Here is an 11,553-nt window from a genome sequence, read left to right as displayed (position 1 = left end):
GACGGGCCGACGTCAGGCCGGGACCGCGGCGGGCTGCGGACCGCCCTGCGCGACGTCCTGCGGCTGGCCGGCGAGCTGGCCGCCCGCGCAGTCCTCGGCGTGGACGTCGCGGCAGCCGTCCTCGGGCCGCGGGTTGCGGATGCCGGCCAGCCCGAGGAGGCCGCCGGCGGCCATGAGCGCCGCGCCGATGCCCATCGCGAGGTGGAAGGTCGAGACGGCGGCGTCGCGGGTGGCCTCCGTGACCGCGGGCGGGACGCCCGCGCCGTCGGCGACGCCCAGCGCGCGGTCCTTGGCGGCGTCGACCCGGGCGGCGGCCGGCGGGCTCAGGGGACGGTCGCCCAGGCGGTCGTCGACCTCCGCCGCGAAGGACGCCGACAGCGCGGCCCCGACGGCGGCGGTCGCGAGCAGGCCGGCCGTCCGGGCGACCGCGTTGTTGACCGCGGAGGCGATGCCCGCGTTGTGCTCGTCGGCGTCGGCGAGGACCGTCGCGGTGAGCGGCGCGACGGAGACCGCCAGGCCGATCGCGAAGAGCAGGAGCGCGGGCAGGACGTCGGTGGCGAAGGCGACGGTCGCGTCCAGGCGCAGGAGCAGCAGCAGGCCGCCCGCGCTGAGCAGCGGGCCGGCCGCCATGAACGCCCGCGGGCCGAGGCGGTCGGCCAGCGCGCCGAAGCGCCGCGAGAGGACGAACATCACCGTCGTCGGGACGAGCATCGTCGTCCCGGCCTCGAGCGCCGACCAGCCGGCCGCCTGCTGGAGGAACAGGCCGAGGAAGAAGCCCATGACGGCGATGCCGCCGTACATGAACAGCGTCTCGAGGTTGCCCCAGCGGAAGTTGCTGCGCCCGAAGAGGCCGAGCGGCAGCATCGGGTGGGGCGTGCGCGCCTCGAAGCGCAGGAAGGCGGCGAAGACGGCCAGGCCGCCGAGACCGGGACCCCAGACGGCGGGGCTCGACCAGCCCAGCATCGGCTGCTCGATGAGCGCGAAGGTGGCGCCGGCGAGGCCCACCGCGCAGAGCGCGGCGCCGGTGACGTCGACGTGCGGGCGGTCCTGGCCCGCGGTCCGCGGCTCGCCGGCGGGGACGTAGGTCGAGGCGAGCGCGAGCGTCCCGAGCACGAGCGGGATGTTGATCGCGAAGACGACGCGCCAGTCCGCGCTGTCGACGATCTGGCCGCCGAGCAGCGGGCCGAGGAGGATGCCGATGCCGCCCCACGCGGTCCACGTGCCGATCGCCTTGCCGCGCTCGTCGGGCGGGAAGACCGCGATGAGGATCGCCAGCGACGCCGGGGTCAGCAGGGCGCCCGAGACGCCCTGCAGCGCGCGGGCGGCGACGAGCACCTCGATGGACGGCGCGACGGCGCAGAGCACCGACGTCACGCCGAACGCGCTGACGCCGAGCACGAACAGCCGCCGCTCGCCGAAGAGGTCGGCCAGCGAGCCCGAGACGAGGATGAGGGCGGCGAGGGTGAGCAGGTACGCGTTGGCGACCCACTGCTGGCCGGCCAGGCCGCCGCCGAGGTCGTCCTCGATCGCCGGCAGCGCGACGTTGACCACCGTCGAGTCGACGGCGACCACCGCCGAGCCGAGGATCGCCGCGACGAGCGCGCCCTGCTTGGTGCTCACGCGGCCCCCGCCACGTCCCCGACGCTAGCAGTGGGTCCGCGCGCGACGGGTACGGCGGCTCTCTGATGGCGACGCTCCCCGACGGCCCGCGCGCGAGCCCCCTGGCCCAGACGGTCCTCTACCACCGCGACCCGCTCGGGGTGGTCCGCCGCGCGCGGGCGCGGCACGGGCCGCTGTTCACGCTGCGGATGGTGCTCAAGGACCCGCTCGTGGTCGCGGGCGCGCCGGCCGCGGTGGCGCAGCTGCTCGACGCGGACCCGGCCCGCGCCCACGCGGGCGAGACGCGCCGGGCCGTGCTCCCGCTGGCTTCGGAGCGCTCGCCCTTCGGCGCCGACGGCGCGCAGCACCGGGCCTCCCGGGGGCGGATGGCGGCGGGCTTCTCGGAGGCGGCGATCGCCCGCGTCGAGCCGGCGATCGCCGAGCTCGCGGAGCGGCGGGTCAGCGGCTGGCCGGTCGGGCGGCCGTTCCGGCTGCTGGCGCGGATGCGCACGCTGGCGACCGAGGTCTTCGTGCGGGAGGTCCTGGCGGTGCGCGACGACGGGCGGGCGACGGCGCTCGTCGCGGCCATGCGCCGGCTGCTGTGGACGCCGGGCAACCCGCCGACGGGCGTCCCGGGCGCGGGCGACGGGCCGCTGGGCGCGGCCGTCGTGGCGGAGTTCGAGCGGCGGATGGCGGCCGTCGAGCGGCTCCTCGGCGCGGAGGTGCAGGAGCGGCGGGCGTCGGGGGAACTGGGCGACGACGTGCTCGGCGGGATGCTCGCGGCGACGCCCCCGCTGGCGGTCCGCGAGGTCGCCGACGAGCTGCTCGTCGTCCTGGCGGCGGCGCAGGAGCCGCCGTCGATCGCGCTGACCAACGTCGTCCTCGAGCTCGCGCGGGCGCCGGAGCTCGCCGACGCGTTCGTCGAGGCGTCGCCCGCCGAACCGCTGCGCGACGCGGTGGTGCGGGAGGTCATGCGGCTGCGCCCGCCCGCGCAGGCGGTCCTGCGGCGGCTGGTCGAGCCGGCCACGGTGGCGGGCGTCGCGCTGGACGCCGGCACGCACGTGGCGCTGCACTCGCTGCTGCTGCACCGCGCGCCCGAGGTCTGGGACGCGCCGGACGAGCTGCGCTGGGAGCGCTTCGCCCGCGGGGTGCCGGACGGCGTGCCGTACCTGCCGTTCGGCGGCGGCGCGCGGCGGTGCATCGGCGAGCCGCTGTCGTGGGCGCTGTTCCGCGCGGCGCTGCCCGTGGTCCTGCGCCACCTGCGGTTCTCGGCGGTGACCGCCCGCCCGGAGCGGATGGTCGTGCGCGGCACGGTCCTGGTCCCGCACCGCAGCGCGCTGGTCGTCGCCCACCGGCGCTGACGCGGGCGGCTTGCGCCCCGGCGTCCCGTGCTGCGAACATCGCTGTTCGTGGGCCGACGGCGGGGGATGAGCGTCCAGGGCAAGGCCGTGCTCGTGACGGGCGCGGCGAGCGGGATCGGCAAGGCGACGGCGGTCGCGGCGGCGCGCCGGGGCGCGCGCCTGGTCCTCACCGACCTCCAGCCGCTGGACGGCGCGGTGGCCGAGGTGGAGCGCGCCGGCGGGACGGTGCTGCTCGCCCGGTCGCTCGACATCACCGACCTCGACGCGGTCCGCGCCCTGGCCGACGACGTCCACGCCGCCTTCGGGTCGATGGACGTCGTCATGAACGTCGCCGGCACGTCGGCGTGGGGCTCGGTCCGGGCGCTCGAGCACCGCCACTGGCGCACGATGGTCGAGGTCGACCTCATGGGCCCCATCCACGTCATCGAGTCCTTCGTCCCGGCGATGATGGACGCGCGTCGCGGCGGCCACCTCGTCAACGTCTCCTCCGCCGCGGGCCTGCTCGGCCTGCCGTGGCACGCGGCCTACAGCGCGGCGAAGTTCGGGCTGCGCGGCGTCTCCGAGGTCCTGCGCTTCGACCTCGCCCGCTACCGCATCGGCGTCTCGCTGGTCTGTCCCGGCGGCGTGGACACCCCGCTGGTGGGGACCGTCGAGATCGCCGGCGTCGACCGCGACCACCCCGACCTCCGGCGCATGACGCGCCACTTCCAGCGCCACGCCAAGACGCCCGAGCAGGTCGCCGAGCGGATCCTGCGGGGCGTCGAGCGCGGCCAGTACCTCGTCTACACGTCCCGGGACATCCAGGCGGCGTTCCTGCTCCAGCGGCTCTGCCCGCCGCTGTACGAGCTGGTCATGCGCCTCATGAACGACCAGATGTTCCGCATCGGCAGGCGCGCGGCGCACCCCTCCGCGCCGCGCGCTGCCGCCGTCCCGGGCGGCGCAGAGGCGCGCGAGACCGCGCGCATGCCGTAGCGCGGGCGGTGACATCGTCGGCGGGGTGAGCCGACCGCGCGGAGTTGATGGGCGTGGCGACCATCAAGTCCGCACGATCACCTCGGCGATGCTCGCGCGCGACGGCGTGGCCAGCCGGCAAGAGCTCCTGGCCCTCGGGGTCTCGCCCGACGTCATCCGGCGCCTTCGCCGCGACGGCGTGCTGCGCGACGAGCACCGAGGGGTCTACCGCCACGGTGTGCGGACCCCGCGCGGCCGGCTCCGCGCCGCCCTCCTCGCGTGCGGACCGCACGCCGTCCTCGCGCGCTGGACGGCGGCGCGTCTCCTCGGCCTGGTCGAAGGTGGGAGCGGGGGTCCCGTGGACGTGCTCATCGCCGGTCGCAGGCGTGACCACGACGGCGTCCGGACCGCGGCGGTCCGGGCGTTGAGCGAGCAGGACGTCACCACGCTGCACGGCCTTCGCTGCACCGCCGTGCCGCTGACGCTCCTCGACATGGCCGGGATGGTCGCCACGCGCCGGCTCGAACGGCTCATCGACCAGGCCGAGGTCCAGCGCGTCCTCGACCTCGAGGCCGTCAGGGACACCATCGCGCGCCACCCCAAGCGCCGCGGCGCCCGCGCCCTCGGCGCCCTGCTCGACGTCCACGCGCCCGGCAGCACCACCACCCTCAGCCCGCTCGAGGACCGCTTCCTCGCCTTCCTGCGCCGGCGCGGCCTGCCCCTCCCCCTCCTCAACGCGCCGCTCACGCTGACCGACGGCCGCACGATCCACCCCGACGCGCACTGGCCGGCCTCCGGCCTGACCGCCGAGCTCGACAGCCGCCAGTTCCACGCGACGCCGACCCGCTTCGAGCAGGACCGCGAGCGCGACGCCGACGTCCTCGTCGCGGGCCTGCGCACGATCCGCATCACCGACCGTCGCCTCAAGCGCGACCCTGACCGCCTCGAGCGCCAGCTCCGCGCACTCCTCGCCCCGGCGGCTTGACCTCAACCGCACTCGAAGCGCCATCATGCACGTGCATGCACCTCGAAGCCGCCCCGCCCCCGCCCCCGGACGCGCCGCCGGCGCTCGAGCTGCGCGACCTCGTCAAGCGCTACCCCACGGGCGTCGAGGCGCTCAAGGGCGTCTCGCTGCAGATCCCCGACGGGGAGTTCTTCGGCCTGCTCGGGCCCAACGGCGCCGGCAAGTCGACGCTCATCCACTGCACCACCGGCCTCGCCCAGCCCACCGGCGGCGAGATCCGGGTGTTCGGGCACGACGCGGTCCACGGCTACCAGGAGGCGCGCATGGCGGTCGGCCTCGCGCCGCAGGACCTCAACCTCGACTGGTTCCTCACCATCGAGGAGTCGCTGGACTACCACGGCGGCTACTTCGGGATGCCCAAGCGCGACCGGCGCGACCGGACCAAGGAGCTGCTCGAGGCGTTCAGCCTCACCGACAAGCGCCACGAGCGCACGCGCACGCTGTCGGGCGGGATGAAGCGCCGGCTCATCCTCGCCCGCGCGCTGATGCACCGCCCCCGCCTGCTCATCCTCGACGAGCCGACGGCCGGCGTGGACGTCGAGCTGCGCCTCGAGCTGTGGCACTACGTCCAGCGCATCAACGCCGAGGGCACGACGATCCTCCTCACCACGCACTACCTCGAGGAGGCCGAGCAGCTGTGCCGGCGCATCGCCTTCATCAACGGCGGCGAGATCGTCGCCGAGGGCACCCACGCGCAGCTCGCCGAGCAATACGGCGTGCACAGCCTCGAGGACGCGTACCTCGAGCTCGTCGGCCGCAAGGAGCTCTCGCGCGCCCAGGCGGAGGCCCAGGCGCTGTGACCGCCCAGCAGATCCGCTTCCTCGCGCTCCTGCGCCGCGAGGTCAACCGCTTCCTGAAGATCAAGCGCCAGACCGTCGGCGCGCCGCTGCTGGAGACGTTCCTCTACATCAGCGTCTTCGGCGCCGCGCTCGGCTCGCGCATCGACCAGCTCCACGGCGTCGACTACGTCGTCTTCGTCGTCCCCGGCCTGATCATGATGGCCTGGGCGATCAACGCGTTCGCCAACAACTCGTCCTCGCTGCTGCAGCAGAAGTTCCAGCGCTCCATCGACGATCAGCTCTCCTCCCCCGCTTCGCCCCTCGAGCTGCTCGTCGCCTTCACCTTCGGCGGCTTCCTGCGCGGGATGCTCGTCGCGGTCCTGACCTTCACCGCCGCGTCGCTGCTCATCGACATCCCGGTCGAGCACCCGCTGGTCCTGGTGCCCGCGCTCTTCCTCGTCGGCTTCTTCTTCTCCCAGCTCGGCGTCCTCGTCGGCGTCCGCGCCGAGCAGTTCGACGACGTCTCCTTCGCGCAGACGTTCATCCTGCAGCCGCTGATCTTCCTGGGCGGGGTCTTCTACTCGGCGTCGCTGCTGCCCGAGCCCTTCCAGACCCTGACCCACTTCGACCCCGTCTACTACATGATCGCCCTGGTGCGCTACGGGTTCCTGGGCTACTCCGAGGTCGACGTCGCGCTGTCGCTCGTCCTGCTCACGGTCGCGACCGCCGCGCTCTTCGCGCTCAACCTCAAGCTCTTCAACCGCGGCTACAAGCTGCGCACGTAGCTCCAGCATCCGCGCCGGGCGGCCGATGACCCGGGCGTGGGAGACGTCCGCCTCGTCCTCGTCCCGGCCCTGCTGCTCGCCGCCATCGTCGCCGTCCTCTGGTCGACGGCCCAGCGCAGCGCGCAGGCGCTGGTGCGGCCCGAGGCCGACGGCGCCCAGTACCGCCTCACCGACGCCGCGGCCGACGCGGCGCACGTCCGCAAGGTCCCCGCGCCGGGGCCGCTGACGTTCGCCCCGGGAACGCTCGACGGCGACCGCCGGGCCGTCCTGCGCGCGGTGGCTGCCGCACGGCCGGAGGCCCGCCGCCTCGTCGACGCGGTCGCGGGCCTCACCACCGTCTCCGTCGGGACGCTGCGCCCCGGCGTCGCGGGCGAGGCCCGCACGGACGACGGCCGCTACCGCGTGACGCTCGACCTCGCGGCCGCCGCCCGCTACGGCGAGCGCGGGACGATCCGCCTCACCCTCCACGAGCTGGGCCACGTCGTCGACTACGCGCTCGTCACCACGGCCCTCGAGCGCCGGCTGGACGCCGCGATCCCCGCAGGCTGGGGCTGCGACGACGGCGGCGTGTCCGGCGGCTGCGCCGCGCGCGAGGAGCGCTTCGCCGAGAGCTTCGCCAAGTGGGCCGCCGGCGACATCGGGGTGGGCGTCGACCTCGGCTACCGCGTCCCGCCGCCCCCGCCCGACTGGGGCGGACCGCTGGCCGAGCTGCGCTGAGCCCCGCCGCCGGGCAGACTGCGCCCCATGGCGATGCCGGCGCCGGAGGACGACGCGCTCCTCGACCCGCACCAGGTGGCCGAGTGGCTGCAGGTCGACGAGGAGTGGGTGGCCCGCGCGATCGCGCGCGAGGACCTGCCCGTCATGGGCTTCCGCACGAGCGGCGAGCCGGTCGTCGTCGCCGGCGAGGTGCGTGCGTGGCTGCGCCGCCCCGACCCCGACGGCGACTGCACCTAGGCCGCGGGCTTGGCGTCGCCGAGCCAGTAGCGCGGACCCGGACCGCCCCGCGCCGCGCGGTCGTTCGGGTTGGCGAGCTTGCAGCGGTCCAGGGACAGGCAGCCGCAGCCGATGCACTCCCCCAGGCCCTCGCGCAGCCGCTCGAGCTCGGCGATGCGCGCGTCGATCCGCGCCGACCACGAGGCCGAGAGCTTGGCCCAGTCCCCGCGCTTCGGTGCGCGGTCGGCCGGCAGCTTGTCGAGCTCCGCACGGATCTCCTGGAGCGAGAGCCCGATCCGCTGCGCGAAGACGATGAAGGCCACCCGCCGGATCACCGGCCGTGGGTAGCGCCGGTGGCCGGCGAACGTCCGCTCGGGCGTCAGCAGCCCCTTGTCCTCGTAGAAGCGCAGCGCGCTGGTCGCCACGCCCGTGCGCGCCGACAGCTCGCCGATGGTCAGGGACTCCGCCATCGCGCGCACCCTACCTCAACCTCGATCGAACTTGAACGGGTGCCTGGCACCCTTCACGGGGTAGGCCGGTCGCGACCACCGGTTTCCGACACGAGGAGGACGACGACATGGCCGACCTGACCCCGCTGGACGAGAAGCTCGCCGAGGTGCTGGGCCTCGCGCAGGCCGCGCAGCACGCCACGAAGCGCGTCGCGCGGATGAAGGGCGCCGAGGACGTCCAGGACGACCTGCGCCGCATGACCGAGGAGGCCGCCGAGACCGAGCGCAAGACCGACGCGCTGGTGGACGGCCTCGAGGGCCGCAAGACCGCCATCCGCGACAAGGCGCGCGAGACCAAGCAGGAGGCCGGCGAGATGGAGGAGGCCTACCTCGGGGACGAGGTCGAGGCGCTCGACGGTCTGGAGTTCCTGAGCATGACCGAGGCGGGCGAGCTCTGCCACTGGGAGATCGTCGAGACGATGGCCGGCAAGCTCGCCGAGCAGGACGTCCAGCGGCTGGCCACCGAGGTCCTCCAGGTCCAGCGCGGCCACGTCGAGACCGTGCGCCAGGGCTACCTCGCGCTGGCGGTCGAGGAGGCGAAGGAGCAGGCGGCCGCCTAGGCGGCCGCGGGCGCGGGGCTCGGCTCCACCAGCACGCCGAGCTCCCGCCCCAGCTCGACCGCGCCCCGCACGAGCCCGGACAGGTCGCCGAGGTCGCCCAGCTGCGCGCTGCTGCGCAGCGTCCACGCGCTGAAGACGCCGTCCTGCACCGCGTAGGTCAGGCCGCGGTCGGCGAGCCGTACGCCGCCGGCCGGAGTCGTCGCCGCATCCGGCCGCGCCATGAGCAGGACCGCCGTGCGGCCCTGGTTGTCGCGGCTGACCGGCCGCTCGGCGTGGAAGGACAGCCGGCCCGGCAGGCCGCTCTCGGGCAGCGCGCCGCGCAGCACCGCAAAGGCGGTCCCCGGCACCGGCAGCGAGGGGAAGGCGCGGTGCAGCAGCGCCGGCTCCTCGAGGACCATCCCGGTCCGCGCGGCCAGCCCGTGGAAGGCCTCGAGCCACGGGCTGGGCGGGAAGCGGCCGCTGAGCGACACGCCCTGCGGCGGCCACGGGGCCGTCGGGAGGGAGCGCCCGAAGGGCTGCGGGTCGGCCAGGGCCAGGCACGCATCGCGCAGCGCGTCGCCCGCGACGCAGACCGCCTCTGCCAGCTCGTCGAGCTCCGCCTCGGTCTTCGCGAACCCGTTGCGCCGGGCGCACAGCGTCCCGTGGGAGACGAACAGCTCGAAGAGCTTGTGGCGCACGCCGCCGTTGGCCAGGACGTCGCGGAAGCGCGAGGACATCAGCGCGTCGACGACCGCGGCGGGCGGCTCGGTCGCCGCCGTGAGGTCGAAGCCGCGCAGCCCCCGGGCGCCGAGCTTCTCGCGGTGGCCGCCGACCAGCCAGGGCTTGCTCTTGTTGTCGAACGAGATGGGCCCGGGCCCGAGCAGCGACGCCTCCGGGACGAGCGTCGCGGCGACGGTGTGCGGGATGCCGACCGCCTCCTCGTAGTCGACCTCGCGGCCGTTGAAGAGCCAGCCGACGTAGGGCAGGTCGCTCTTGTCGGGCTTCCACCAGCCCTTCGGCAGCGGCGGGTTCCACACCCAGCCGTAGAACGTCCCGCCCGAGGACTCGCCGTTGGGCGCCGGCCACGCGCGCACCCAGTGGAACAGGCAGCCGGGACGCCCGCCGGGCAGCGTCCCGCGCAGGACGTTGAACTGCAGCTGCTCGTCGAGCGGCAGCGCGGCGAAGTACCCCGCCGCGTTCTGCGAGCCGAGGTGGTCGAGGCCGCGCGCCGCGGCGTAGGGCGCGAGGTCGACGTCGGGCCGCCGGCGCCGGGCGTCCTTGACGTCCTCGCGCGCGAGCGCCGCGTAGCCCGGCAGCCGGTGCGGCTTGCCGTCCTCCCCTCGTCCCCCGAAGAGCCCCATGGCGCCACCGTCCCAGACGGCGGGCCGGCCGTGGGGTCGGCTAGCCCTACCGCTGGTGGGCGGCGAGCTGCCGGCGGTGGGCCTCGGCGCCCGGCGGCTCGGGGAAGCGCTGGTCGAGCTCGGCGAGGATCTCCTTCGTGTCGCCGGCGAGCAGCGTGCCGTCGTCGAGCCGGACGACGGGGATGCTCTCCGTCCCGGCGAGGTCACGCAGCTCGTGGCGGTTCTCGCGATCGGCGGCGACCGGCCGGCAGATGAACGGCAGGTCGAGCTCGTTGAGGCGCTCGCGCACCATGCTGGAGTACGGGCACCACTCGGCTTGGAAGACCTCGATCACGCCCCCGGACCTGCCCGCCGGACGGCGCCCGGAATCACCCGATGCGCGCCTCGAGCACCCGGACGATCCGCGAGCCCGGGTCGTCGCGCAGCTCGCGGGCGGCCGGGTGGCGGTCGCCGCGGTGCACCCGCGCGCCGGTGAAGCGGGCCTTGCGCAGCGCGCGACGGACCTGGTCGGCGTCCTCGAAGTGCAGGTGCACGCGGCCGCGGACGAAGACCTGGAGGCCCAGCAGGAAGGCCTGGGCCACCGGCCCGCTCGCCGCCGGGCGCAGGACGAGGTCCGACACGTAGAGCCCCGTGCGGAAGGCCCGCAGGACCGCGGCGAAGCGCTGCCACATCGCCGCGACGGCGTCGCGGTCGAAGTAGTTCACGAGCCCTTCGCTCACGACGGCCAGCCCCTCGGTCGGGTCGAGCTCCTGCGCCACCTCGGCGAGGCTCAGCGGTCCCGAGTCCTGCAGCGCGTCGAGCTCCACGACCCGGTGGTGGCGCGACAGCGCCCCGACGCGCTCGAGCGCCTCGCGCTTGCGCCGGGCCATGGCCGGCAGGTCGGCCTCGAGGTAGGTGATGCGGTCGCCGTAGCGGCGCGCGAAGCGCAGGCCGCGCGGCGACAGCCCGCTGGCGACCTCGACCACCTGCGTCACCCGGCCGTCGTCGATCGCGTCGGCCAGGACCGCGTCGATGATCCGGTGGCGGGCCAGCAGCTGGCCCTCGACCGTCGGCCCGCCGAGGACCCTGCTCGCCAGCATCGCGGGACGCAGCAGCTCGAACAGCAGCCGGCCCTCGCGGGTGGCGAGCTCGGGGTCCGACAGGCCGTGGCGACCCCAGACGTGGCCGGTGTAGTGGGCCGTCGGGCTGATGGCCTCGGGTCCGCGCTGCGGGAGCACCGCGCGACCCTAGTCGCAGGCGATGGCGGCGCGCTAGGCGACGAGGCCGTTGGCGCGCGCCTCGTCGACGGCGCCCGCGAAGTCGGTCACCGCGTCGAAGAGCTGGTCGCCCAGCGTGCGCAGGCGCCCGAGGCGCTCGCGCTCGGCGGGCGGGCGGTAGCCGTCGTCGGCGTCGCGATCGGCGATGTAGAGCTGGGCGCCCTCGGCGAGCAGCGCGGTCTGGTCGCGGTTGAGCGTGATCGGGCTGCCCGGACCGTCGGCCACGACCTCGAGCACGTCGAGGAGCGCGACGACCGACCGCATGGCCAGGACCTCGTCGGCGGACTCCATCGCCGGCGCGAGGAACTGCTGCTGGCGGCGCCACCCGAGGGCGGCGGCCAGGGCGCGCGCGTCGGCCGAGGAGACCAGCGCGGACATCGCGACCTCGCGGCCGGCGGGCCCGTCCACCACCTGGAAGTTGCGCGACGCGAAGGACATGAGCGGCGTGGCTACCCG

14 protein-coding genes are annotated in these 11,553 nt (G+C 75.3%); 8 read left to right on the top strand and 6 right to left on the bottom strand.

The genetic code is table 11. The features are described from left to right. Positions 1-12 precede the first annotated feature (12 nt). Entirely contained in the window at positions 13-1,620 is a 1,608-nt protein-coding gene (locus tag JUB12_RS03920; protein WP_205698306.1) for an MFS transporter, read from the bottom strand. A gap of 65 nt (positions 1,621-1,685) precedes the next feature. Between JUB12_RS03920 and JUB12_RS03915 the strand changes: the two genes are divergently transcribed. The 7 genes from JUB12_RS03915 to JUB12_RS03885 all read left to right on the top strand — a co-directional run bounded on the left by JUB12_RS03915 (position 1,686) and on the right by JUB12_RS03885 (position 7,453). After that, the gene (locus JUB12_RS03915) at positions 1,686-2,960 is read left to right on the top strand and encodes a cytochrome P450 (protein ID WP_205698305.1); all 1,275 of its coding nucleotides are present in this window, start codon (positions 1,686-1,688) and stop codon (positions 2,958-2,960) included. A 66-nt stretch (positions 2,961-3,026) separates the two neighbouring features. Then, the gene (locus JUB12_RS03910; protein WP_205698304.1) at positions 3,027-3,932 is read left to right on the top strand and encodes an SDR family oxidoreductase; all 906 of its coding nucleotides are present in this window, start codon (positions 3,027-3,029) and stop codon (positions 3,930-3,932) included. 88 nt (positions 3,933-4,020) lie between these two features. Next, on the top strand, positions 4,021-4,896 hold the full coding sequence (locus JUB12_RS03905; RefSeq protein ID WP_205698303.1) for a type IV toxin-antitoxin system AbiEi family antitoxin domain-containing protein: 876 nt from the start codon (positions 4,021-4,023) through the stop codon (positions 4,894-4,896). Between the two features lie 35 nt (positions 4,897-4,931). Beyond that, positions 4,932-5,735: an ABC transporter ATP-binding protein gene (locus JUB12_RS03900; protein WP_205698302.1), complete on the top strand. Its 804-nt coding sequence runs from the start codon at positions 4,932-4,934 to the stop codon at positions 5,733-5,735. After that, positions 5,732-6,499 carry an ABC transporter permease gene (locus JUB12_RS03895; protein WP_205698301.1) on the top strand — a complete coding sequence of 256 codons (768 nt, stop codon included), beginning with the start codon at positions 5,732-5,734 and terminating at the stop codon, positions 6,497-6,499. Before JUB12_RS03900 ends, JUB12_RS03895 begins: the two co-directional genes overlap by 4 nt. Before the next feature lie 36 nt (positions 6,500-6,535). Continuing rightward, positions 6,536-7,216 (top strand): hypothetical protein, encoded by a 681-nt coding sequence (locus JUB12_RS03890; protein WP_205698300.1) that lies wholly within the window; start codon positions 6,536-6,538, stop codon positions 7,214-7,216. A 27-nt stretch (positions 7,217-7,243) separates the two neighbouring features. After that, a complete protein-coding gene (locus JUB12_RS03885; protein ID WP_205698299.1) occupies positions 7,244-7,453 on the top strand; it encodes a hypothetical protein in 210 nt (69 codons plus the stop codon). Here the strand turns inward: JUB12_RS03885 and soxR are convergent. Continuing rightward, positions 7,450-7,902 (bottom strand): redox-sensitive transcriptional activator SoxR, encoded by a 453-nt coding sequence (gene soxR / locus JUB12_RS03880; protein ID WP_205698298.1) that lies wholly within the window; start codon positions 7,900-7,902, stop codon positions 7,450-7,452. The genes JUB12_RS03885 and soxR overlap by 4 nt on opposite strands. Before the next feature lie 107 nt (positions 7,903-8,009). On the opposite strand from soxR, the gene JUB12_RS03875 reads away from it, so the two are divergent. Then, entirely contained in the window at positions 8,010-8,501 is a 492-nt protein-coding gene (locus tag JUB12_RS03875; RefSeq protein WP_205698297.1) for a hypothetical protein, read from the top strand. Here the strand turns inward: JUB12_RS03875 and JUB12_RS03870 are convergent. The 4 genes from JUB12_RS03870 to JUB12_RS03855 are packed head-to-tail and all read right to left on the bottom strand — an operon-like array spanning position 8,498 to position 11,535. Beyond that, positions 8,498-9,841, bottom strand: coding sequence for a hypothetical protein (locus JUB12_RS03870; protein WP_205698296.1), 1,344 nt, complete (start codon positions 9,839-9,841; stop codon positions 8,498-8,500). The genes JUB12_RS03875 and JUB12_RS03870 overlap by 4 nt on opposite strands. A gap of 46 nt (positions 9,842-9,887) precedes the next feature. Next, complete coding sequence (locus tag JUB12_RS03865) at positions 9,888-10,175, bottom strand: glutaredoxin domain-containing protein (RefSeq protein ID WP_205698295.1); 288 nt, start codon at positions 10,173-10,175, stop codon at positions 9,888-9,890. 34 nt (positions 10,176-10,209) lie between these two features. Beyond that, a complete protein-coding gene (locus JUB12_RS03860; RefSeq protein WP_205698294.1) occupies positions 10,210-11,058 on the bottom strand; it encodes a class I SAM-dependent methyltransferase in 849 nt (282 codons plus the stop codon). A gap of 33 nt (positions 11,059-11,091) precedes the next feature. Continuing rightward, positions 11,092-11,535, bottom strand: a complete 444-nt coding sequence (locus tag JUB12_RS03855) for a hypothetical protein (protein WP_205698293.1) — start codon at positions 11,533-11,535, stop codon at positions 11,092-11,094. Between the last annotated feature and the right edge of the window lie 18 nt (positions 11,536-11,553).

The sequence above is a fragment of the Conexibacter sp. SYSU D00693 genome, assembly GCF_017084525.1.
GTDB lineage: Bacteria > Actinomycetota > Thermoleophilia > Solirubrobacterales > Solirubrobacteraceae > Baekduia.
This window is presented reverse-complemented; position numbering and strand designations above follow the sequence as displayed.